We start from the raw sequence: 22,162 nt of genomic DNA, 5'->3' as shown, positions 1-22,162 counted from the left end.
CGGGCGGAACCGGCGGCAGCCGTCAAAGAGGGGTCACTTGCTGAAGTCGGGGACCAGCTTCACGTACGCGTTCTGCGCGTTGCCGATGCCCTTGTCCAGGGACTCCTTGCCTCCGGCGACCTTGGGCCACTCGGTGTCGAGCGGGGCCCACAGCGAGCTGTACTCGGGCAGTTCGGGGCGCGGCTGGGCGGTGGTGAGGACCTTCTGGAAACCGGCGATGCCCGGGTCGGTGACGACCTTCGTGGTGTACGCGTCCTGGCGCGTGGGCAGCGTCGAGTTCTTGAGGGCGATCTGCTCCTGCGTAGCCGCGGAGGTCATCCACTTCACGAACTTGAGCGAGGCCTCCTGGTGGGCCTTGTCCGAGCCGGCGTAGACCGAGAGGTTGTGGCCGCCGGTGGGGGCGCCCGCCTTGCCGGTGGAGCCGGCCGGGACGGTCGCGATGCCCAGGTTCTCCTTGTCCTTGAACGCGGAGCCCTTGTAGAAGTTGGTGATCTCCCACGGGCCCTGGATGATCGCGGCGACCTTGCCGTTCACGAACGCGTCCTGGATGTGGGCGTACGCGTCGGCGGTGGCGTCGGCCTTGTGCAGGCCCTTGCCGTCGAAGAGGCCCTGCCAGGTGGTGAGGCCCTTCTTGGCCTCGGGCGAACCGATGGTGATCTTCTTCGCGGTGGCGTCGACGGTGTCGCTGCCCTCGCCGTACAGGAACGGCATCGAGTAGTAGCCCTGCGTGGAGCCCCAGTAGCCGTCGATGCCCGTCTTCGACTTGATCTTGGCCGCGTCGGCCTTCAGGTCGGCCCAGTTGGCGGGCGGCAGGTCGATGCCGGCCTTCTTGAAGAGGTCCTTGTTGTAGACGAGGGCCAGGGTGTCGGTGACCAGCGGCGTGCCGTAGGTCTTGCCGTCGAACTGGGCCTGCTTGATCAGGCTCGGCTGGAACTTGTCCTTCTCGGCGAGGGCCTCGGTGCCGTCGAGCGGCAGGAGGTAGCTCTTCTTCGCGAAGGCCGGCGTCCAGCCGACCTCGGCGCGCAGCACGTCGGGGGCACCCTTGGAGCCCGCGGCGGTGTCGAACTTGTTCTGCGCCTGGTCGAAGGGGACGTTGACGTAGTTGACCTTGATGCCGGAGTTCGCCTTCTCGAACTTCTTGACCAGGGCCTTGTACGTCGGCGCCTCGTTGGTGGCGTTGGACGTGTCCCACCACGTGATGGTGACGGGCCCAGAGGCCTTGTCACTGCCGCTGTCGCTTCCGCCGCAGGCCGTCGCCGCGAGGGCGAGGGACGCCACCAGCGCGGTGGCCGCTATGCCACGCCGCATGAGATCTCCTAGAGGGTGAAAGCCCGAAGTGGTGGGAGACGGTCCCGTCCGTACCCCTTGCCGACTCGCCGACCGCACCGTTGCCGCCGCCGGGCGACGTGAACGTAACAGCGTTGCAAGCACGGCGAAAGACCTTGCAGAAAAATATTGCAAGGAGATCCAGTCGGTTATCGGTCCGTGACCTGCACTCCGGTGTGTGCGGACACGTTGCCGGGCCTGACAGGCCATGGATGCCTTGTGCAAGAATCTGCAAGCTCTTGCTACACCGGGCCGGCGCGGGGATCATCGGAACCCCCATGGGCCCCACGCGAGCCACATGCCAGTCACACGAGGGAGCGCCATGACGCAGCAGTCCGCAGCGGGCCGTTCAACTGCCCGCACGCGGCAACCGGTTGACGGTGGGCAGTCCGGCACGCGACCGGTACAGTCCCATCCCGTGACCGCGCGACTGGCCGACATCGCAGCGCAGGCGGGGGTCAGCGAGGCGACGGTCAGCCGGGTGCTCAACGGCAAGCCGGGGGTGGCCGCGGCCACCCGCCAGTCCGTGCTCGCCGCGCTCGACGTCCTCGGCTACGAGCGGCCCGTGCGGCTGCGCCAGCGCTCCGCGGGACTGGTCGGCCTGATCACGCCGGAGCTGGAGAACCCCATATTCCCGGCGCTCGCCCAGGTCATCGGCCAGGCCCTGACCCGCCAGGGCTACACGCCGGTCCTCGCCACACAGACCCCCGGCGGCTCCACCGAGGACGAGCTCACGGAGATGCTCGTCGACCGGGGCGTCTCCGGCATCATCTTCGTCTCCGGGCTGCACGCCGACACCTCGGCGGACATGCAGCGCTACGAGCAACTGCGCGCGCAGGGCGTGCCGTTCGTGCTGGTGGACGGCTTCTCGCCGAAAGTGCAGGCACCTTTCATCTCCCCGGACGACCGGGCCGCGATGAAGCTCGCCGTCACCCACCTCGTCTCGCTGGGTCATACGCGGATCGGGCTCGCCCTGGGCCCGAAGCGGTTCGTGCCGGTCCAGCGGAAGATCGAGGGCTTCGTACGCACGATGCAGGACCTCCTGCCCCTGTCCCCCGAGGAGATCGAGCGGGATCTGGTGCAGCATTCGCTGTACACGCTGGAGGGCGGGCAGGCGGCGGCCACGGCGCTCATCGACCGGGACTGCACGGCGGTCGTGTGCGCCAGCGACATGATGGCCCTCGGCGCCATAAGGGCGGCGCGGCAGCGAGGCCTCGACGTCCCGTCCGACGTCTCGGTGGTCGGCTTCGACGACTCCCCGCTGATCGCCTTCACGGACCCGCCCCTGACCACGGTGCGCAAGCCGGTACCGGCGATGGGCCAGGCCGCGGTCCGCACGCTCCTGGAGGAGATCGGCGGGACGCCGGCGCCGCACAGCGAATTCGTCTTCATGCCCGAACTGGTGGTCCGCGGTTCAACCGCTTCGGCCCCGGGGGACCGTGTGCCGCGCCCCTAGGTAGCCACTCCTCCGCAGGGCGTAGAGCATGCGTGGACGACCCACCCGGGGGATGATCGAGCGGGGGGTCGGAATCTGGCAGACTCTGTCCCTATGGGTGAATCGACCGTGACGACACTGGAAGGCCGGCAGGGGCCCACCACATCACCCATGGCGGATGACCGCCGCGATGGGCGGGGACTCCTCGGCCGTATACGCGCACCGCGTCGCCCCAGGCTCTGGTTCGAGATCCTGCTGATCGCGGTGAGCTACTGGACGTACTCCCTGATCCGCAACGCCGTTCCGGAGCAGCGTTCGCAGGCTCTGAGCAACGCCGACTGGATCTGGCGGATGGAGCACCACCTCTCCATCGCCGTCGAGGAGAACGTCAACCACGCCGTGAATTCGGTGACATGGCTCATCGTCGGCATGAACTACTACTACGCGACACTGCACTTCATCGTCACGCTCGGTGTGCTCGTCTGGCTCTTCCGCTATCATCCCGGCCGCTACGCGGCGGCCCGGCTCGCGCTCTTCGCGACGACGGCGGTCGCCCTGGTCGGCTACTACCTGTACCCGCTCGCCCCGCCCCGCCTGATGAACGGCGGCCACTTCGTCGACACGGTCGCGGTCCACCACACCTGGGGCTCGATGGCGTCCGGCGACCTGAAACACATGTCGAACCAGTACGCGGCGATGCCGTCCATGCACATCGGCTGGTCCCTGTGGTGCGGCCTGACGATCTTCGCCCTGGCCTCGGCGCCGTGGGTGCGGATCCTCGGACTCCTGTACCCGGCACTGACCCTGGTCGTCATCGTCTCGACCGCGAACCACTTCTGGCTGGACGCGGTGGGCGGCATGGTGTGCCTCGCGTTCGGTTTCACGATGGCGCGGATCTGGTACGGGGCGCTCCCCCACACCATGCCGCGCCTCGTGCCCGCGCCCGCCACGTCCGGGGTCACGCCCCCCGGTACGTGAGGTGACCGCCGACCGCCGTCAGGCGGACCGGCGCCTGCGCCACCTCGTCGGCCGGGGCCTCGACCGGGTCGAGGCCGAACGCCGTGAGGTCGGCCCGCAGACCGGGGGCGATACGCCCCGCGTCCTCACCGGCGGCGAGCGCCGCGTGTGACGTGCAGCCCTCCAGCGCCATGAGCCCTGTCAGCCCCTGCGCGGGCCCGGCGGCCCCCTCGGGGACGCGGGCCATGGACAGGACCCGGCGCACGTCGTAGTGCGCGATCGGCCAGTCCGAGCCCAGTGCGAGAACCGCGCCCGCGTCCCGCAGGTCCCTGATGCGCCAGGCGCGCGAGGCCCGGTCCGTACCGAGCCGCTTCGACCACTCGTCGCCGTGGTCACCGCGGGTGTACGCGGTGTGCGGCGGCTGCATCGACGCGGCGACGCCCAGCGCGGCGAACCGCGGGATCGTGTCGTCGGGGACCGTCTCGATGTGCTCGATCCGGTGCACGCCCCGGCCGCTCCCGCCCAGGGACTCGACGGTGTCCAGGACGTGCCGCACGGCCGCGTCCCCGATCGCGTGGGTCGCGGTGCCGACGCCCGCCGCGTGCAGGTACCGCACCGCGTCCGCGTACGCCTTCGGGTCCGGCCAGAACGCGTCGGTGCCCTGGCCGTGACAGTCCGCGTGCTCCAGCCACGCGGTGCCGCCCTCGACGGTGCCGTCCATGAAGAACTTGACCCCGCCGACCCGCCAGTGCCGCCCGGCCTCGCGCTGGACGGCGATCAGCTCGTCCAGGCCGGCCTTGTCGACGCCCGGCATGCACCAGGGCGCGAGCCGCAGCCGCAGCGGCAGCACGGCCTCCTCCTCGACCGAGGCCAGCAGCTGCGGTACGTCGCCGTGGCCGAGGTCCATGACGTGGGCGCCGGTCAGGCCCGTGGCGGCCATGTCGGACAGCAGGGCGAGCAGCCCGGCGCGGCGCTCGGCGAACGAGGGCCTCGGCATGACGGCGAGCATCAGGTCCATCGCGGCGTGCTCGACGAGGTGCCCGGTCGGGCGGCCTTCCGCGTCGCAGACGATCTCCGCGCGCTGGACGAACTCGCGCGGCCCGGTGATCCCGGCCGCCGCGAGCGCGGCCCCGCTCGCCAGGGCGGAGTGCCCGTCGTAGAGGCGGACGAAGGCGGGCGCGCCGTCGAGTACGTCCTCGATCAGGGCGCGGTCGACGGGACGGCCGCCGAACGCGTTGTGGTCGAGCCCCCAGGCGACGACCCAGCCGTCGACGCGGGGCGCCGAGCGCAGGGCCGCCCGCAGCTCGTCCGGGTTCCGTACGCCGGACAGGTCGGTGCCGGTCGCCATCTCCAGGCCCCACACCGGGTGGCTGTGCGCGTCGACCAGGCCGGGCACGAGGGTCGCGCCGGTGAGGTCGACGCGTTCCGTGCCCGGTCCGCTCCAGTCGCGTACGACGTCCTCGGTGGCGCCGACGGCGGCGATGAGACCGTCGCGGACGGCCACGGCGGTCGCCTCGGGGTGCGCGGGGTCGAGGGTGCGGACGCGGGCGCCGGTGAGGAGGAGGTCGGCTGCGGGCATGGGGGTGAACTCCGTTCGGGGTGGGGCTGTGTTCCGTAGGGGCGGGCTCTGCGGACTACGCGTCGGCGGACGGTTCCGCCGCGAAGCGCTCGTACACGTCCGGCTTGGTGCGGCGCAGGCGGCGGGCGAGGCCGATGCCGAGGACGAAGACGGCGGGGGCCACGGCCATGAGGACCATGTTGACCAGGGAGGACGCGCCCGTGAACAGGTCGAGGTGGGTGCAGACCAGCACGATCGCGATGCTGAGGAGCACCGTCGCCGCGATCGGCGCGACGACCGTGCGCAGCACGCCCTCCTCGTGGGTGATGCGGCGGAAGTAGAACGGCACGGCGATCGCGGCGAGCAGCTGGAGCGCCATCAGGCCGATCATGCCGGGGGTGTTCACCCACAGGAGCAGCTGCGCGTACGGGTCGGCGCCCGCGGCCCAGAAGGCGAGGACGACGGCCGCGCCGAGCACGGTCTGCGCGACGCCCGCGACGTACGGGGAGCGGTGCTTGGCGTGGACCGTGCCGAAGGCCTTCGGCAGGACGCCCTCCTCGGCGAGCGCGAGCCCGTAGCGGTTGATCGCGTTGTGGAAGGCGAGGAGCGAGGCGAGGACGCTGGTGACGATGAGGATGTGCATCAGGTCGGCCGCCCAGCCGCCCACGAAGGTGGTGATGGCGGAGAAGAACAGGCCGGCCGGGTCGCTGCCGGCCGCCTCGACGACGTGGGCGTCGCCGAAGGCCTGGATGACGGTCCAGACGATGAACGCGTAGAACAGGCCGAGGAAGGCGACCGCGATGTAGGTGGCGCGGCGCACCGTGCGGCCGGGGTCGCGGGCCTCGCGGCGGTAGATGACGGTCGACTCGAAGCCGGTGAACGCGGCAAAGGCGAAGGCGAGTACGGCGGCGGTGCCGGGGACGAGCACGTTGCCCGGCGCGAAGGACGCGGCGGACAGGCCGTGCGCGCCGCCCTTGAGGAGCACGCCGCCCGCGAGCAGGACGAGGATGCCGGTCTCGGCGCAGAGCAGGACGCCGAGGAGCCTGGCTCCGAAGTCGATGGACCGGAAGCCGCCGTACCAGATGAGCACGAGCCCCGCGAGGGACACGGGCAGCCAGGGGATGTCGATGCCGAAGAGGGCATGCAGGGTGTCCTGCGTGGCGGTGCCCAGCAGGCCGTAGACGCCGATCTCCATGCCGTTGTAGCCGACCATGGCCAGCAGGGCGGCGCCGATGCCGACGGAGCGGCCGAGGCCGCGCGTGATGTACGCGTAGAAGGCGCCCGCGCTGCGGACGTGGCGGCTCATCGTGGTGAAGCCGACGGCGAAGACGGCGAGCGTCAGGCCGGCGAGGAGGTAGCCGACGGGGGCGCCGATGCCGCCGAGCGCGATGGCGAACGGGGCGACGCCTGCCATGACGGTGAGCGGGGCGGCGGCGGAGACGACGAAGAAGGCGATGTCGGCGGTGCCGAGGGTGCCGGCGCGCAGGGTGGGTTCCGCGGCGGTGGCGGTCGCGCTGTTCTGCGTCTGCGGTGAGGTTACGGGCATGGGGAAGGAAGCCCTTCTGGCGGCGGGGGACGGGGGTCCCGGAGGCGTCGCCCCGGTGGCCGGGAAGCGAAACCTAAAGGCTTTCGGTTTCGGCAATGTAGCCTCCCTTTGGGCATTCGGGAAGACCTCAGATTCGGGGAGCGCACGATGGGACGGCCGAGCAAGCCGCTGCTGGACAGGGAGCGGATCACCACGACCGCGCTCGAACTCGTCGACGAGCAGGGCGACTTCAGCGTCCCGCGGATCGCCAAGCGGCTCGGGGTCCAGACGGGATCCGTGTATCACCATGTGGACGGCCGGGACGGGATCGTGGAGCTGCTGCGCGAGCGGGTCGCCGTCGCGATCGACCCCGCGACGCTCACCGGCGGCGAGCGGCCGTGGGCCGAGGCCCTCGCGGACTGGGCCCGCTCCTACCGGGCCGCCTTCGCCGCCCACCCCAAGGCGATCCCGCTGCTCACCACGTCACCCGTGCGGGCCCAGCGGGTCCTCGACCAGTACGAGCTCGCGGCCGGGCTCCTGCTCGACGCCGGGTTCGCCCTGCCGGACGTGATGCCGGTGATCATCGGCCTGGAGAACGTCGTACTGGGCTCCGCCCTGGACATGGCGGCCCCGGAGGCGATGTGGGAACTGGCCGACGAGACGGCGACGCCGCGCCTGGCGGCGGCCCTGGCCGCGATGGGCGCGGGCCGCGCCGACGCGGCGTTCGAACTGGCCCTGACCGGGTTCCTCGCCCACGTGTCCGCGATGGCCGGGTGACTCTCCGGGCCTACGCCCCGTAGAAGCGCTCCTCCATCACCGCGCGCGCCCGGCGCGTCAGGCGGCGGTAGTCCTCCAGCATGTCGCCGACGTGGCCGGGGTCGTAGCCCAAGTACCGCCCCACCGCCGCCAGTTCACGCCCGTCGGACGGGAACGTGTCGCCCGGGCGGCCACGGACCAGCATGACCGCGCCGCGCACGCGGGACGCGAGGATCCACGCCTCGTCGAGGATCGCGGCCTCCTCGCCCGGGATCAGCTCCGCCGCGCATGCCGCGGCGAGCGCCTGCCGCGTACGGGTCGTGCGCAGCCCCGGCTCGGCCCACCCGTGCTGGAGCTGGAGGAGCTGGACGGTCCACTCGACGTCGGAGAGCCCGCCGCGGCCCAGCTTCGTGTGCAGCGTCGGATCGGCGCCGCGCGGCAGCCGCTCGGACTCCATGCGCGCCTTGAGCCGCCGGATCTCGCGCACGGCGTCCTCTCCGAGGCCCTCCGCGGGGAACCGCAGCGGGTCGATGAGATCGATGAAGCGCCGCCCGAGGTCCAGGTCGCCCGCGACCGGTTCGGCCCGCAGGAGCGCCTGTGACTCCCACACCAGGGACCAGCGGCGGTAGTACGCGTCATAGGACTTGAGGGTGCGCACGAGCGGCCCCGACTTGCCCTCGGGACGCAGGTCCGCGTCGATGAGGAGCGGCGGATCCGCGCTCGGCAGGGCGAGCAGCCGCCGCATCTCGGACACGACGCGGTTCGCGGCCTTCGCCGCCTCCTGGTCGCCGACGCCCTCGCGCGGCTCGTGCACGAACAGCACGTCGGCGTCCGACCCGTAGCCGACCTCGTGCCCGCCGAACCGCCCCATGGCGATGACGGCGAACCGGGTGGGCAACTCGTCGCCCCACCCCTCGCGCACGACGGCCCGCAGCGTCCCGGCGAGGGTCGCGGCCGTGATGTCGGAGACCGCCCCGCCGACGCGGTCCACGAGCGCGCCCTGGTCGGCCTCGGCGGGCGTGTCCTCGGTGCCGTACGAGGCGATGATGTCGGCGGCCGACGTACGGAACAGCTCGCGCCGCCGTACGCCACGGGCCGCGGCGACGGCCTGCTCGGCGCCGTCCGCGCGGCCGACCGCGGCGAGCACCTCCTGCTCCAACTGGGCGTGCCCGCGCGGTTCGAGGCCCCGCTGGTCGCCGAGCAGGGCGACGGCCTCCGGTGCGCGCATCAGCAGATCGGGGGCGAGCCGGCCGGCCGAGAGCACCCGGGCGAGGTTCTCCGCCGCCGCGCCCTCGTCCCGCAGCAGCCGCAGGTACCAGGGCGTCTTGCCGAGCGCGTCGGACACCTTGCGGAAGTTGAGCAGTCCGGCGTCCGGGTCGGCGGAGTCGGCGAACCAGCCGAGGAGCACCGGGAGCAGCGTCCGCTGGATCGCCGCCTTGCGGGTCACGCCGGAGGCCAGCGCCTCCAGATGGCGCAGCGCGGCGGTCGGGTCGTGGTAGCCGAGGGCCACGAGCCGTTCGCGCGCCGCCTCGGTGCTCAGCCTGGACTCGCCGGAGGCGAGTTGGGCCACGGCGTCGAGCAGCGGCCGGTAGAAGAGCTTCTCGTGCAGACGGCGCACGACCGAGGTGTGGCGGCGCCAGGCACGGTGGAGTTCGGTGATCGGCTCGGTCCGCATGCCCATCGACCGACCGATGCGCCGCAGGTCCGCGTCGCCCTCGGGGACGAGGTGCGTACGCCTCAGCTTGTAGAGCTGGATGCGGTGTTCGAGGGTGCGCAGGAAACGGTAGGCGTCGTCGAGCTGGACGGCGTCGACCCGTCCCACGTACCCGCCGTCGGCGAGAGCGGCCAGCGCGTCCAGGGTGGTGCCGCTGCGCAGCGAGAGGTCGGCCCTGCCGTGCACCAACTGCAGCAGCTGTACGGCGAATTCGACGTCCCTGAGCCCGCCGGGCCCCAGCTTCAGCTCCCGGTCGACCTCGCCGGCGGGGATGTTCTCGACGACGCGCTTGCGCATCTTCTGCACGTCGGGCACGAAGTTCTCGCGCTCGGCGGCCTGCCAGACGAGGGGCGAGAGCGTCCTGATGTACGCGTCGCCGAGTTCGAGGTCGCCGGCGACGGGCCGCGCCTTGAGCAGCGCCTGGAACTCCCAGGTCTTGGCCCACCGCTGGTAGTAGGCGAGATGCGAGGAGAGGGTCCGCACGAGGGGGCCGTTGCGTCCCTCGGGGCGCAGGTTGGCGTCGACGGGCCAGATCGTGCCCTCGACGGTCGTGTCGGAGCAGATCCGCATCATGTGCGAGGCGAGCCGGGTGGCGGCCTGGATCGCCTTGCCCTCGTCGGCGCCCTCCACGGCCTCGCCGACGAAGATGACGTCCACGTCGGACACGTAGTTGAGTTCGTGTCCGCCGCACTTGCCCATCGCGATGACGGCGAGCCGGCACAGCGCGGCGTCCCCGGGCGCGTCCGCCTCCGCCATGGCGAGGGCCGCGCGCAGGGTGGCCGTGGCCAGGTCGGCGAGTTCGGCGGCGGTCTGCACGATGTCGGTCGTCCCGCACACGTCACGGGCGGCGATCGACAGGAGGCAGCGCCGGTAGCCGACCCGCAGGCCGTTCGGGTCGACAGCGTCCGCGAGACCCCGCTGGAACTCCTCCACGCCGGGGTGCAGGTCGGACGGCTCGTAGGTGACGAGGGCCTGCCAGTCCAGCGGATGCCGGGCCAGATGGTCGGCGAGCGCCTCGGACGCGCCGAGGACACCGAGGAGCCGGTCGCGCAACGGCTTGGCCGTGATGAGCGTGTCGAGGAGCTCCCGGCGCTCGGGGTCACCGGCCTGCGCCTCGACGAGCCGGACCAGACCGAGGAGGGCCAGATCGGGGTCGGCGGTGGCGCCGAGGGCGTCGAGAAGCATCGGGTCGGAGCGCACGGCCGACAGGCCCGGCACGTCCAGGAGCCGCTCGGCGGCGGAGGGATCCGTGAAACCGTGCCGCAGCAGCCGCGTGAACGTACTGCTCCTGCGCCCTTGCGGCACCGACATCGCACGGCCTCCTGTTCGATCACGCACTGGTCCAGAGCCTAAGGCTTCGCCGGTGAGTTCCGCCCGCGTGCGCGGTCTGCCCTTTGACGGGAGCATCGGGAGAGCGAGAGGCGGATCATGACGGACGCGGAGCCCCTGGCCGAGGCGGACAGCCGGTACAGCGACGCGTCGGCCACGACGCTCCCCTGGGCCGAGGCCGGGGAGAAGGTCGCCGCGGCCGAGCTGTTCCGGACCTCGACGGTACGGCCGGACGGGCGCCCCCCATGCCACACCGTTGCGCAGTCGCAGAACTCAGCCGGAAAGGGAGCACCCATGGACTGGACCCTCGAAGTGATCGTCGTGCCCGTCACGGACGTCGACCGGGCGAAGGACTTCTACGCGAAGCAACTCGGCTTCAAGGTCGACGTGGACCAGGTGGTCACGGAGGGCATCCGCATCGTGCAGCTGACGCCACCGGGCTCGCGCTGTTCGATCACCCTGACGCAGGGCCTGCCGGGCCCTCCGGGACAGCGGCCGATGGCTCCGGGGTCCCTCACGGGCCTGCAGATGTGCGTGACGGACATCGCCTCGGCGCGCGCCGAACTGGTCGAGCGGGGCGTGGACGTGAGTCGGGTGCAGCACGCGGATGTCACCGGCTGGGAGGACGGGCCCGGCGAGGTGTGGAACTCGTTCATGTTCTTCACCGACCCGGACGGCAACGGATGGATCGTGCAAGAGGCGCCGGCTCCGCTCTCGGAGCGCTGAGGGTTCACCCGCCCTTCACATATGCGTGGGACGGGGGCATCTTGGCGTGTGCATGCTCTAGCCGCACCGCCGCCGTCTCCCCCACCGGAGGTCTCACGTGCCTGGCAGATCATTGTTCCGACGAGGCCGCACCGCGGCGCTCGCTTCGGCCTTCGCCCTGACCGCCACCGCGGTCGCGCTCTGGTCCGGCGTGGGCGGCTCGTCCGCGCAGGCCGCGGCGGGCGTCCCCACCCCGGACCACACCGTGGTCGTGGTCTTCGAGAACCACGCCTACAACCAAGTGATCGGCTCCTCCAGCGCCCCGTACATCAACAGCCTGAAGACGAACGGCGCGAGCCTCTCGGCGTCGTACGCGCTGACGCACCCGAGCCAGCCGAACTACTTCGCGCTGTTCTCGGGCGCCACGCAGGGCATCACGGACGACAGCTGCTACACGCCGGGCTTCTCCTCGCAGCCCAACCTGGCCTCCGAGCTGATCGCCGCCGGCAAGACCTGGGGCAGCTACAACGAGGGCCTGCCGAGCCAGGGTTCGACCACCTGCTCGTCCGGCGACTACGCCCGCAAGCACAACCCGTGGTTCGGGTTCAGCAACGTCCCCACCTCCACGGCGAAGACGTTCGCGCAGTTCCCCTCGGACTACTCGACGCTCCCCCAGGTCTCCTTCGTGGTCCCCGACCTGTGCAGCGACATGCACGACTGCTCGGTGTCGACCGGTGACACCTGGCTGAAGAACAACCTGTCCGCCTACGCGACCTGGGCGAAGGCGCACAACAGCCTCCTCGTCGTCACCTTCGACGAGGACAACCGTCTGGCCGGCAACAAGATCCCGACGGTCCTCTACGGCCAGCAGGTCACCCCGGGCGCCACCTCGGCGACCACCTACAACCACTACGACGTCCTGCGCACCATCGAGGACATGCACGGGCTCCCGCACGCGGGCAACGCGGCGTCCGGCAAGGACATCACGGGCATCTGGACGTCCTGACATGTACGTAGCGGACAGCCGCGCTGCGGCATCCGCGGAACCCGCCGCCCGGCCACCGGCCGGGCGGCGCGGCACCGCGATCGCCCCCACGGTCCTGGCCCTCGGCTCGGTCAGCCTCATCACCGACGTCTCGTCCGAGATGGTCACGGCGGTCCTGCCGCTCTACCTCGTCGCGGGACTCGGCCTCTCGCCCCTCGGCTTCGGCCTCCTGGACGGCGTCTACAACGGCTTCTCGGCGCTGGTCCGTCTCGTCGGCGGCCACTTCGCGGACCGGGGAGGCGGCCGCCACAAGACGGTCGCCCTGTTCGGCTACGGACTCTCGGCGCTCTGCAAACCCCTGCTCCTGCTGGCCGCCACCCTCCCCACGATCGGCATGGTCCTGGCGGCCGACCGCACGGGCAAGGGCCTGCGCACGGCGCCGCGGGACGCCCTGATCTCCCTGAGCAGCACCCCGGCCACCCGCGGCAGAGCCTTCGGCGTGCACCGGGCGATGGACACGACGGGCGCCCTCCTCGGCCCCCTCGCGGCCTTCCTGATCCTGCGCGCGACGACGGACGGCTACGACGCGGTCTTCACCGTCAGCTTCTGCGTCGCGGCACTGGGCGTACTGGTCCTGCTCCTGTTCGTCCCCCGCCGGCACGAAGCCGCCAAGGAGACCGCCAAGAGCAGCCACCCCGCACCCCCGCGCCCCACCTTCCGGTCCGCGCTCGCGCTCCTGCGCCGCCGCGAGGTCCGCCGCACCACGGTCTGCGCCCTGCTCCTCGGCCTGGCCACGGTCAGCGACTCCTTCGTCTATCTGCTCCTCCAGCGCCGCCTGGGCGTCCCCGACCAGTGGTTCGCGCTGCTCCCCCTGGGCACGGCGGCCGCTTTCCTGCTCCTGGCCGCGCCCCTGGGCCGGCTCGCGGACCGCGTCGGCAGCTGGCGCGTGTTCCTCGCCGGCCACGCCGCGCTCCTCGCCGCGTACGGCCTGCTGCTCTCGCCGTGGCACGGCTCCGCCCTGCCGTACGCGGTCCTGGCGCTGCACGGCTGCTTCTACGCGGCGACGGACGGCGTCCTGATGGCCGCTGCCTCCACCGCCATCCCGCAGGAGCTGCGCTCGTCGGGGCTCGCCGTCGTCCAGACGGGCCAGGCGCTGGCGCGCTTCGTCTGCTCGATCGGCTTCGGCGCCGCCTGGACGGCGTGGGGCGACCGCACGGCTCTGGGCGCGGCCACAGTGGCGCTGGCGGCGGGCGCGGCGGTGGCGTACGCCTTCCGGCCCGAAGCCCCCACCCCCGCGGAGGTAGTACCCGCATGACGACACGTAACAGGCTGCTCGTCCTCGTCGCCGCGGTCGTCGCTCTGGCGGCCGTCGCGACGGCCTCGGTCCTGCACGCGGCGGCGCGCGCCGACCGCAGGAACGAGGCGCACGCGGGCGGCCCGAGGGTCACTGCGGGCCGGGTGACCCTGCCGGCCGAGGCCACCGAGGCTCCCCGCCGCCTCGTCTTCCGCAACATGGCGTGGGGCCCCCACCGCGACGAGCTCACCACGGTCCCGGCGGGCCGCCCGGACGCGCCCCGCACCGCGTCGGGCGTCAAGTGCCTTCGTTTCTACGCCTCTTCGGGCACGGCGATCTGTCTGCGGGCCGAGCGGGGCGCGATGCAGGACACGTACACGGCGCGCGTCCTGGACTCGCGGCTCGAGGAGAAGGCCCACTACGCGCTGCCGGGCATCCCGTCCCGCGCCCGCGTCTCGCCGAGCGGGCGGTACGCGGCGTGGACGGTGTTCGTGGGCGGCGACAGCTACGCGGGCACGAACTTCTCGACGCGGGCGGCGATCGTGGACACCCGCACGGGTCACCTCACGCCGACGCTCGAGGACTTCCGGGTCGTCAAGGACGGCCGGACCTACCGCGCGGCGGACATCAACTTCTGGGGCATCACGTTCGCGGCGGACGACCGCCACTTCTACGCGACGCTCGCGACGCACGGGAAGACCTACCTGGTACGGGGCGATCTGCGCACCCGCACGCTGACCACCGTCCACCAGAACGTCGAGTGCCCGTCCCTCTCCCCCGACGGCACCCGCATCGCGTACAAGAAGCGCGTGAAGGGCCTTTCGGCGGACGCCCCTTGGCGGCTGTACGTACTCGACCTGCGCACGCTCCGCGAGACGCCCCTGGCGGAGACCCGCAGCGTGGACGACCAGGCGGTCTGGAGCGACGCGCACACCCTGACGTACGCGCTGCCGGGCGACTACGGCGCGGACCTCTACACCGTCCCGGGGGACGGCACGGGAGCCCCGCACCGCCTCACCAAGGCGGCGGTGTCTCCGGCGTACCTGTGACGGGCCGCCATCCGGAGCCGCGCATACAGGTGGCAGACGGGCCCGCGACCCGCAAGGCTGGGGCGACGGACATGACCCCCAGGCGGAGGCTGGGCAATCCATGAATACTGCAAGCGCCCCGCAGCCGCTGCACGAGGTGCTGCGCGAACAGCACCAGGGCTGACCCGGCTCACGGCTCCGGGATCAGCCGCACCACCGTCACGACCAGGATCGACACGGAGACGTAGTACCGGACGATGACGCCGCGCACGGTCGCCTCCCTGCGGTCCGCCCACCGGCCGATGGGGAGGGACCCGTGCCCGTACGGGTCGACGCCGAGGGTACGTTCCAGCTCCGCCCTGAACGGCACGGGTCCCGCCATTTTCGCGAGGGTGTCGTCGGCGGGCGGCGCGTACGAGATGCGGTGGCGGCGGCGATGACGGTGGCTCACGCGGCTCCGGCCCTCTCCGCTTCCTCGCGGGCGAGCCGGTCCATGATGGCGTCGGCGGCCGGGTCGGGCACGGACTCCAGCATCCAGTGCCGCATCACGGCGTGGATCTCGTGCACCCCGGCCGCGTTGATCTCCCGGTCGAACTCCTCGCGCCGGTGCTCCGGCAGGGCGTCGCGGATGGCGGGGATGCTGTTGGGCACCTCGACCTCGACCCCGTCGACGAGGGTCTTGAGCGGTTCGGCCATGATGCGCTCCCTTCTCGCTCACCGACCACGGTAGCGACCGGGAAGCGACGCAGGGGGCGGTACGGCAGAGGGGGCGGTACGCATCACGCGCCCCGCCCCCTCCCCGACCTCAGCCCAAGAGCAGCCCTCTCAAGTGCCTTAAGGGCACCTACGGATCTCCGTAGGTGCCCTTCGGCGTCCGGCTCCGACCTTGAAGGGTCAGTGCTTCGCGGGCCGGAGCGGCCTCCCCAATGCCACCCCGGCGGGGGCGTTGCCAACGGGGATCGGGGAGCCCACGACCGCGTTGGTGCTGGTGTCGATCACCGACACGCTGTCCGAGCCGGAGTTGGCCACGTAGGCGCGACCGCGGAGGGCGTCGGTGGCCACCCAGGCGGGGCCGTAGCGGACGGGGATCGGGGAGCCGACGGCCGCGTTGGTCCTGGTGTTGATCAGCGACACGGCGTACGAGTCGGAGTTGGTCACGTAGGCGCGGCCTCTGAGGCTGTCGATGGCCACCCCGGCGGGGCCTTTGCCGACGTGGATCGAGGCCCCGACGACCTTGTTGGTGTTGATGTCGATCACCGACACGGCGTACGAGTGGGCGTTGACCACGTAGGCGCGACCGCGAACGCCGTCGATGGCCACCCCGGACGGGTTTTTGCCGACGTGGATCGGGGAGCCCACGACGGTTTTGGTCTTGGTGTTGATCACCGACACGGTGTCCGAGCCGGAGTTGGTCACGTAGGCGCGACCGCGGACTCGGTCGACGGCCACCCCGGACGGGTTTTTGCCGACGTGGATCGGGGAGCCCACGACGGTTCTGGTCTTGGTGTTGATCACCGACACGGTGTCCGAGCCGGAGTTGGCCACGTAGGCGCGACCGCGGACTCGGTCGACAGCCACCCCGGACGGGTTTTTGCCGACGCGGATCGGGGAGCCCACGACGGTTCTGGTCTTGGTGTTGATCACCGACACGGTGTCCGAGCCGGAGTTGGCCACGTAGGCGCGACCGCGGACGCTGTCGACGGCCACCCCGGCGGGGCGTTTGCCGACGTGGATCGGGGCGCCGACGACCGCGTTGGTCCTGGTGTCGATCACCGACACGGTGCCCGAGCCGCCGTTGGCGACATAGAGGCGATCACTGCGCAGGTCTTTGTGCCGCGCTGCAAAGGCGTCAGAAGCCGTGGCGGACAGGAGGGCGATGGAGAATGCCGCCAGGATGACGCTCGACCGGTCGAGCCACTGGCGCCATGCGCTACGGCGTGGGGATGCAAAAACGTCGCCTGGCAGAAGCTCAGGCAGAGTTCGGGACATTCTTCCTCCAGCCCGGTCGGCTCTTGGGGGCCGTCATGATGAGTGCGACGGCTGAGCAGCAAAGAGCGTCCACGACCGTCACAGCACATCCTTTGGCCCGCCACGGTGCTCTGCCAGCCGGACTGCGCTGAACGTGGCCGCTTGCCGGGACTACTCCCCTGAGTTCAGGAACCGAGGCCGCGGCCGAAGGCAGCGCCGATCCCGGCCGAGCCCCTCGAGGCGTGGCAGCGAACAGTGCCGCAGGCCCGCGCGCTGCTCGGCGATGTGGACGTCACGCCCCAGCCCCCCGGCGCACGCGACGGGGCCGCCTGTCATAGACCGACGGCCCCGGAGGCTCGACGCGGCGTGAAACCGCCCTGAGCTGTGCTTACAGCACCGGCAGGTTCTTCCGCAGCTCGAAGGCCGTGACCTCCGAGCGGTACTCCTCCCACTCCTGCTTCTTGTTGCGCAGGAAGAAGTCGTACACGTGCTCGCCCAGTGTCTCGGCGACGAGTTCGCTGCGCTCCATGAGGGCGATCGCCTCGCCGAGGTTCTGCGGGAGCGGCTCGATGCCCATCGCGCGGCGCTCGGCGTCGGACAGGGCCCACACGTCGTCGTCGGCGCCCGGCGGGAGCTCGTAGCCCTCCTCGATGCCCTTGAGTCCGGCGGCGAGCAGCACGGCGTACGTCAGGTACGGGTTCGCGCCCGAGTCGATCGAGCGGACCTCGACGCGCGCGGAGCCGGTCTTGCCGGGCTTGTACATCGGGACGCGGATCAGGGCCGAGCGGTTGTTGTGGCCCCAGCAGATGTACGAGGGCGCCTCGCCGCCGGCGCCGGCGGTGCGGCCGCCGCCACCCCAGATGCGCTTGTAGGAGTTGACCCACTGGTTGGTGACGGCGGAGATCTCGGCGGCGTGCTTGAGCAGGCCCGCGATGAAGGAGCGGCCGACCTTGGACAGCTGGTACTCGGAGCCGGACTCGTAGAACGCGTTGCGGTCGCCCTCGAAGAGGGACAGGTGCGTGTGCATGCCGGAGCCGGGGTGGTCGGAGAACGGCTTCGGCATGAAGGTCGCCTGCACGCCCTGCTCCAGCGCCACCTGCTTCATGACGAGGCGGAACGTCATGATGTTGTCGGCCGTGGACAGCGCGTCGGCGTACCGCAGGTCGATCTCCTGCTGGCCGGGGGCGCCCTCGTGGTGGCTGAACTCGACCGAGATGCCCATGGATTCGAGCATGGTGATCGCCTGGCGGCGGAAGTCCATGCCGACGTTCTGCGGGGTGTGGTCGAAGTAGCCGGAGTTGTCGGCCGGGGTGGGGCGGGACCCGTCGAGCGGCTTGTTCTTGAGGAGGAAGAACTCGATCTCGGGGTGCGTGTAGAAGGTGAAGCCCAGGTCCGAGGTCTTGGCCAGGGCCCGCTTCAGCACGTAGCGCGGGTCCGCGAACGACGGGGAGCCGTCGGGCATCAGGATGTCGCAGAACATCCGCGCGGTGCCCGGGGCCTCGGCGCGCCAGGGCAGCACCTGGAAGGTCGACGGGTCGGGCTTGGCGATCATGTCGGACTCATACACGCGGGCGAAGCCCTCGATCGCGGAGCCGTCGAAGCCGATGCCCTCGTCGAAGGCCTGCTCCAGCTCCGCCGGGGCCACGGCCACCGACTTCAGGAAGCCGAGGACATCCGTGAACCACAGGCGGACGAACCGGATATCCCGCTCCTCGAGCGTCCGGAGCACGAATTCCTGCTGCTTGTCCATCTTCCGCTTCCACCCATCCTTGCTGGTCAGGCCGCCTGCGTCCGCGCCCTGCGGGACACCGTCGGCAGGCTCCTGAGCATCCCACCACATCACCGTTTCATGCGCGTTGCCGACCTTGATCGACTGGCCGACCCGGGCCCGAACATCGTGCGAACGGCAGATGTATACGACTCCGTGCCCATAGTGCCTGCTGGGGCCCCTAGTCCCATAGTCCCTGCCGTCCGCAGCACCGGCTACACGGCATGGCAACGGCCCCCCGCTCCCCACTACGATCAGCGGACCCGTTCAGCCGTCCCGTCCCTTTCCCAGAAGGACTCACCATGGGTTCCGCCAAGAACACCGGCTCCGCGACGCGCAAGGCCCGCATAGAGGAGATGCGCCGCGCCGAGCGCTCCCGCGAGCGCCTGCGCCGCGTCCTCGTCGTCGTCGTGAGCGCCGTCGTGGTCGTGTGCCTCGCCGGATTCGGGGCGTGGGCCCTCATGAAGGGTGACGACTCGAAGGACACGGCGGACGCGAAGTCGTCGGCCGGGTCGTTCAAGACCGGCTCGGACGGCGTGAAGACCTGGACCGGGAAGCTGGACCGCAACCACGTCGCGAAGAAGGTGACGTACCCGATGACGCCGCCGGTGGGCGGGGACCACAACCAGGTCTGGATGAACTGCAACGGCGACGTCTACAAGAAGGCGATCCCGAACGAGAACGCGGTGCACGCCCTGGAGCACGGCGCGGTCTGGGTGACGTACACGGACAAGGCCGACCCGGGTGACGTGCAGAAGCTCGCGGCGAAGGTGCGCCAGACGCCGTACTCGCTGATGAGCCCGGACCAGGACCAGAAGGACCCGATCATGCTGAGCGCCTGGGGCCACCAGCGGACCGTGAAGAGCGCCACCGACCCGGACGTGGCCTCGTTCTTCTCGACGTTCGTCCAGGGCAAGCAGACCCCTGAGCCGGGTGCCGCCTGCACCAACGGCCTGTCCCAGTGAGGCGCGCGGCCTGGATCGTGCCGGCCGTGGCGGCGGTGCTCGTCGCGGGCGGGGCGGTCACGTACGCGGTCGCCGACGGGGACGACGGCGGTTCGTCGGCCGTGCGGGTGCCGGGCGCCGAGTCGGCCGACGCCGGGTTCGCGCGGGACATGGCGGTCCACCATCAGCAGGCCGTCGAGATGTCGTACATCGTGCGCGACCGCACGAAGGACGAGGAGGTGCGCCGCCTCGCCTACGACATCGCGCAGACGCAGGCCAACCAGCGGGGCATGCTGCTCGGCTGGCTCGACCTGTGGGGGCTGCCGAAGGTGTCCGCGAAGCCGCCGATGTCCTGGATGGGCATGGGCGACATGCCGCCCGGGCAGGACGGCGCACTGATGCCGGGCATGGCCACGAACTCGCAGCTCGACGAGCTCCGCAAGGCGAGCGGCAAGCGGGCCGAGGTGCTCTACCTCCAGCTGATGACCGCGCACCACAAGGGCGGCGTCCATATGGCCGAGGGGTGCGTCGAGCGCTGCGGGGTCGGGGTGGAGAAACGGCTCGCGGCGGGCATGGTCGCCTCGCAGAAGTCGGAACTCGACCTGATGGCTGAGATGTTGAAGGACAGGTCGTAGGACAGGTCGAAGGAAAAGTCGTAGGAAGGGAAACCCCGGGAACCCCGGGAATACCTGAGGGAAACCCTCGCCCCGATCACGTACCGTCCCAAATCGCCCTCGAATGGCGTTCCTTGGGCTCTTCTTGGCGCTTCCATTCCCCTTGCATGAACGGTTCGGCGCAACAGTGATCAGTTGCGTGCGCAGGTCGATCCGGTGCACGCGCATCACCGTCGCCACACGCGACGAACCACATCGCAGGGGGTTGTATGAGATCCACCCGTGCCGCGGCCCGCGCCGGGCTCAGCCTGGCAGCGACACTGCCACTGCTCGCCGGCGCGCTCGCCATCGCAGCACCCGTCGCCCAGGCCGACCCGAACCCGGGCGCCCGCGACGCACTGACCGGCACCAAGCCGCTGTGGGCCACGGCCAAGGCCGACCAGGGTGCCGCGTCGAACAGCTCCACCGTGCACGCCCGCGTCTACCTCGCGGGGCGCGACGCGGCGGGCCTCGCGGCGTACGCGAAAGCCGTGTCCGACCCGCAGTCGGCGTCGTACGGCAAGCACCTCAGCGCCAAGCAGGCCCAGGCCCGCTTCGGCGCGACCAAGGCCCAGATAGCCGAGGTCACGAAGTGGCTCGAGTCCTCGGGCCTCACCGTGACCGACGTCAGCAAGCACTACATCTCCGTCTCGGGCGAAGTCGCCGCCGCCGAGAAGGCGTTCGGCGCCCAGCTGCACAACTACGCCAAGGGCAAGCACACCTACCGCGCGCCCACGGCCGCCGCCACGGTGCCCGCGTCCCTGAACGGCGCGGTCCTCACCGTGACCGGCCTGGACAGCGCGCCGCACAAGGCGGACCACGACGAGACGCTGCCGCCGCCGGACGCCGTGTTCCACAACGCCGGCCCCTTCTCGTCGTACTACGGCTCGAAGACGGCGAGCACTCAGCCGTCCGCGTACGGCCAGAAGGCCCCGTACGCCGTGAAGGGCTACACCGGCAAGCAGCTGCGTGCCGCCTACGGCGCCGGCAAGAAGACCGGCAAGGGGGTCCGCGTCGCCATCACCGACGCGTACGCCTCGCCGACCATCGCGAAGGACGCGGCCACCTACGCCAAGCGCAACGGTGACGCGGCCTACCGCAGCGGCCAGCTGAAGCAGGTCCTGCCCGCGGACTACACCAAGACCGAGGAGTGCGGGGCGTCCGGCTGGTACGGCGAGGAGACCCTCGACGTCGAGGCCGTGCACGCCGTGGCTCCCGCGGCCGACATCACCTACGTCGGCGCCGCGTCCTGCTACGACGACGCGCTGCTCGACTCCCTCGGCAAGATCGTCGACGGTCACCTCGCCGACATCGTGTCGAACTCGTGGGGCGACATCGAGGCCAACCAGACCCCCGACCTCGCCGCCGCGTACGACCAGATCTTCCAGTACGGCGCGATCGAGGGCATCGGCTTCTACTTCTCGTCCGGCGACAACGGCGACGAGGTGGCGAACACCGGCACGAAGCAGGTCGACGTGCCCGCCAACTCGGCGTGGGTGACGTCCGTCGGCGGTACGTCGCTGGCCGTCGGCAAGGGCGACAAGTACCAGTTCGAGACCGGCTGGGGCACGCTCAAGGCCAACCTGTCGGCCGACGGCAAGAGCTGGGACGCCTTCCCCGGGGCGTACACCTCGGGTGCGGGCGGCGGCACCAGCAAGACGGTGAAGCAGCCGTTCTACCAGAGCGGTGTCGTCCCGAACTCGCTGGCGCGCGCCAACGGCGGCTCGCAGAAGATGCGTACGGTGCCGGACATCTCCGCGGTGGCCGACCCGAACACCGGCTTCCTCGTCGGCCAGTCGCAGACGTTCCCCGACGGCTCGCTCAAGTACGACGAGTACCGCATCGGCGGCACGTCGCTGGCGGCGCCCGTCATCGCGGGTGTGCAGGCGCTGGTCCAGGAGGCCCGCGGCGGGCACGCGCTCGGCTTCGCCAACCCGGCGATCTACGACCGCTTCGGCTCGAAGATCTACCACGACGTGACGGACAAGCCGACCGGCCGTGACCTCGCGGTGGTCCGTGTCGACTACGCGAACGGGTTCGACGCGGCCGACGGCCTGCTGACCTCCCTGCGCAGCCTCGGCAAGGACAGCTCGCTCAAGGCGGTCCGCGGCTACGACGACGTGACGGGTGTCGGCTCGCCGGCGCCGGGCTATGTGACGTCCTTCGGCCGTCGCTGACCCACGAAAGAGCGGCGCCCGCCCCGGACACCACCGGGAC

At 71.1% G+C, this 22,162-nt stretch carries 18 protein-coding genes; 10 read left to right on the top strand and 8 right to left on the bottom strand.

Features of this window, described 5'->3' with window-relative positions; translation table 11 throughout:
• Positions 1–33: 33 nt before the first annotated feature.
• The gene (locus tag OG574_RS32290) at positions 34–1,308 is read right to left on the bottom strand and encodes an extracellular solute-binding protein (protein ID WP_326776082.1); all 1,275 of its coding nucleotides are present in this window, start codon (positions 1,306–1,308) and stop codon (positions 34–36) included.
• A 436-nt stretch (positions 1,309–1,744) separates the two neighbouring features.
• On the opposite strand from OG574_RS32290, the gene OG574_RS32285 reads away from it, so the two are divergent.
• Entirely contained in the window at positions 1,745–2,782 is a 1,038-nt protein-coding gene (locus tag OG574_RS32285; RefSeq protein ID WP_326776081.1) for a LacI family DNA-binding transcriptional regulator, read from the top strand.
• A 93-nt stretch (positions 2,783–2,875) separates the two neighbouring features.
• Positions 2,876–3,739 (top strand): phosphatase PAP2 family protein, encoded by an 864-nt coding sequence (locus tag OG574_RS32280; protein ID WP_326776080.1) that lies wholly within the window; start codon positions 2,876–2,878, stop codon positions 3,737–3,739.
• Here OG574_RS32280 and OG574_RS32275 read toward each other — a convergent pair.
• Together OG574_RS32275 and OG574_RS32270 are read right to left on the bottom strand one after the other, a co-directional pair.
• Complete coding sequence (locus OG574_RS32275) at positions 3,720–5,297, bottom strand: amidohydrolase (RefSeq protein ID WP_326776079.1); 1,578 nt, start codon at positions 5,295–5,297, stop codon at positions 3,720–3,722. The genes OG574_RS32280 and OG574_RS32275 overlap by 20 nt on opposite strands.
• 55 nt (positions 5,298–5,352) lie before the next feature.
• Positions 5,353–6,822 (bottom strand): APC family permease, encoded by a 1,470-nt coding sequence (locus OG574_RS32270; protein ID WP_326776078.1) that lies wholly within the window; start codon positions 6,820–6,822, stop codon positions 5,353–5,355.
• Positions 6,823–6,969: 147 nt separating this feature from the next.
• Between OG574_RS32270 and OG574_RS32265 the strand changes: the two genes are divergently transcribed.
• Positions 6,970–7,578 carry a TetR/AcrR family transcriptional regulator gene (locus tag OG574_RS32265; RefSeq protein ID WP_100592082.1) on the top strand — a complete coding sequence of 203 codons (609 nt, stop codon included), beginning with the start codon at positions 6,970–6,972 and terminating at the stop codon, positions 7,576–7,578.
• Positions 7,579–7,588: 10 nt separating this feature from the next.
• Here the strand turns inward: OG574_RS32265 and OG574_RS32260 are convergent, their stop codons facing one another.
• The gene (locus tag OG574_RS32260; RefSeq protein ID WP_326776077.1) at positions 7,589–10,582 is read right to left on the bottom strand and encodes a bifunctional [glutamine synthetase] adenylyltransferase/[glutamine synthetase]-adenylyl-L-tyrosine phosphorylase; all 2,994 of its coding nucleotides are present in this window, start codon (positions 10,580–10,582) and stop codon (positions 7,589–7,591) included.
• Positions 10,583–10,894: 312 nt separating this feature from the next.
• On the opposite strand from OG574_RS32260, the gene OG574_RS32255 reads away from it, so the two are divergent.
• The 4 genes from OG574_RS32255 to OG574_RS32240 all read left to right on the top strand — a co-directional run bounded on the left by OG574_RS32255 (position 10,895) and on the right by OG574_RS32240 (position 14,633).
• The gene (locus OG574_RS32255; RefSeq protein WP_326778703.1) at positions 10,895–11,326 is read left to right on the top strand and encodes a VOC family protein; all 432 of its coding nucleotides are present in this window, start codon (positions 10,895–10,897) and stop codon (positions 11,324–11,326) included.
• 97 nt (positions 11,327–11,423) lie between these two features.
• Complete coding sequence (locus tag OG574_RS32250; RefSeq protein WP_326776076.1) at positions 11,424–12,311, top strand: alkaline phosphatase family protein; 888 nt, start codon at positions 11,424–11,426, stop codon at positions 12,309–12,311.
• A gap of 1 nt (position 12,312) precedes the next feature.
• A complete protein-coding gene (locus tag OG574_RS32245) occupies positions 12,313–13,605 on the top strand; it encodes an MFS transporter (RefSeq protein WP_326776075.1) in 1,293 nt (430 codons plus the stop codon).
• Positions 13,602–14,633, top strand: coding sequence for a TolB family protein (locus OG574_RS32240; protein ID WP_326776074.1), 1,032 nt, complete (start codon positions 13,602–13,604; stop codon positions 14,631–14,633). Before OG574_RS32245 ends, OG574_RS32240 begins: the two co-directional genes overlap by 4 nt.
• 169 nt (positions 14,634–14,802) lie before the next feature.
• On the opposite strand, the gene OG574_RS32235 is transcribed toward OG574_RS32240, so the two are convergent.
• From OG574_RS32235 to glnA, 4 genes are all read right to left on the bottom strand, one after another.
• Complete coding sequence (locus OG574_RS32235) at positions 14,803–14,994, bottom strand: hypothetical protein (protein WP_326778702.1); 192 nt, start codon at positions 14,992–14,994, stop codon at positions 14,803–14,805.
• Between the two features lie 65 nt (positions 14,995–15,059).
• Positions 15,060–15,308 carry a hypothetical protein gene (locus OG574_RS32230; protein ID WP_100592077.1) on the bottom strand — a complete coding sequence of 83 codons (249 nt, stop codon included), beginning with the start codon at positions 15,306–15,308 and terminating at the stop codon, positions 15,060–15,062.
• A 198-nt stretch (positions 15,309–15,506) separates the two neighbouring features.
• Positions 15,507–16,601, bottom strand: coding sequence for a YncE family protein (locus tag OG574_RS32225; protein ID WP_326776073.1), 1,095 nt, complete (start codon positions 16,599–16,601; stop codon positions 15,507–15,509).
• Positions 16,602–16,968: 367 nt separating this feature from the next.
• Positions 16,969–18,330, bottom strand: a complete 1,362-nt coding sequence (gene glnA / locus OG574_RS32220) for a type I glutamate--ammonia ligase (protein WP_100592577.1) — start codon at positions 18,328–18,330, stop codon at positions 16,969–16,971.
• Positions 18,331–18,650: 320 nt separating this feature from the next.
• Here glnA and OG574_RS32215 point away from each other — a divergent pair, with 320 nt between their 5' ends.
• From OG574_RS32215 to OG574_RS32205, 3 genes are all read left to right on the top strand, one after another.
• Positions 18,651–19,313 carry a DUF3105 domain-containing protein gene (locus OG574_RS32215; RefSeq protein ID WP_100592075.1) on the top strand — a complete coding sequence of 221 codons (663 nt, stop codon included), beginning with the start codon at positions 18,651–18,653 and terminating at the stop codon, positions 19,311–19,313.
• A complete protein-coding gene (locus OG574_RS32210) occupies positions 19,310–19,927 on the top strand; it encodes a DUF305 domain-containing protein (protein ID WP_326776072.1) in 618 nt (205 codons plus the stop codon). The genes OG574_RS32215 and OG574_RS32210 overlap by 4 nt, the downstream gene beginning before the upstream one ends.
• 248 nt (positions 19,928–20,175) lie before the next feature.
• Positions 20,176–22,122 carry a S53 family peptidase gene (locus OG574_RS32205; RefSeq protein WP_326776071.1) on the top strand — a complete coding sequence of 649 codons (1,947 nt, stop codon included), beginning with the start codon at positions 20,176–20,178 and terminating at the stop codon, positions 22,120–22,122.
• The last annotated feature ends 40 nt before the right edge of the window (positions 22,123–22,162 follow it).

The organism is Streptomyces sp. NBC_01445 (assembly GCF_035918235.1).
In the GTDB taxonomy this organism is placed as follows: domain Bacteria; phylum Actinomycetota; class Actinomycetes; order Streptomycetales; family Streptomycetaceae; genus Streptomyces.
The sequence above is the reverse complement of the archived record's forward strand: the minus strand, read 5'-3'. Positions and strand labels throughout refer to the sequence as shown.

Excerpts from the sequence above, each read along its gene's own strand:
- OG574_RS32290 (WP_326776082.1), bottom strand. The coding sequence starts at position 1,308 with ATGCGGCGTGGCATAGCGGCCACCGCGCTGGTGGCGTCCCTCGCCCTC.
- OG574_RS32260 (WP_326776077.1), bottom strand. The coding sequence starts at position 10,582 with ATGTCGGTGCCGCAAGGGCGCAGGAGCAGTACGTTCACGCGGCTGCTG.
- OG574_RS32275 (WP_326776079.1), bottom strand. The coding sequence starts at position 5,297 with ATGCCCGCAGCCGACCTCCTCCTCACCGGCGCCCGCGTCCGCACCCTC.
- OG574_RS32235 (WP_326778702.1), bottom strand. The coding sequence starts at position 14,994 with ATGGCGGGACCCGTGCCGTTCAGGGCGGAGCTGGAACGTACCCTCGGC.
- OG574_RS32225 (WP_326776073.1), bottom strand. The coding sequence starts at position 16,601 with ATGTCCCGAACTCTGCCTGAGCTTCTGCCAGGCGACGTTTTTGCATCC.
- OG574_RS32240 (WP_326776074.1), top strand. The coding sequence starts at position 13,602 with ATGACGACACGTAACAGGCTGCTCGTCCTCGTCGCCGCGGTCGTCGCT.
- glnA (WP_100592577.1), bottom strand. The coding sequence starts at position 18,330 with ATGGACAAGCAGCAGGAATTCGTGCTCCGGACGCTCGAGGAGCGGGAT.
- OG574_RS32280 (WP_326776080.1), top strand. The coding sequence starts at position 2,876 with ATGGGTGAATCGACCGTGACGACACTGGAAGGCCGGCAGGGGCCCACC.
- OG574_RS32205 (WP_326776071.1), top strand. The coding sequence starts at position 20,176 with ATGAGATCCACCCGTGCCGCGGCCCGCGCCGGGCTCAGCCTGGCAGCG.
- OG574_RS32255 (WP_326778703.1), top strand. The coding sequence starts at position 10,895 with ATGGACTGGACCCTCGAAGTGATCGTCGTGCCCGTCACGGACGTCGAC.
- OG574_RS32230 (WP_100592077.1), bottom strand. The coding sequence starts at position 15,308 with ATGGCCGAACCGCTCAAGACCCTCGTCGACGGGGTCGAGGTCGAGGTG.
- OG574_RS32245 (WP_326776075.1), top strand. The coding sequence starts at position 12,313 with ATGTACGTAGCGGACAGCCGCGCTGCGGCATCCGCGGAACCCGCCGCC.
- OG574_RS32215 (WP_100592075.1), top strand. The coding sequence starts at position 18,651 with ATGGGTTCCGCCAAGAACACCGGCTCCGCGACGCGCAAGGCCCGCATA.
- OG574_RS32270 (WP_326776078.1), bottom strand. The coding sequence starts at position 6,822 with ATGCCCGTAACCTCACCGCAGACGCAGAACAGCGCGACCGCCACCGCC.
- OG574_RS32265 (WP_100592082.1), top strand. The coding sequence starts at position 6,970 with ATGGGACGGCCGAGCAAGCCGCTGCTGGACAGGGAGCGGATCACCACG.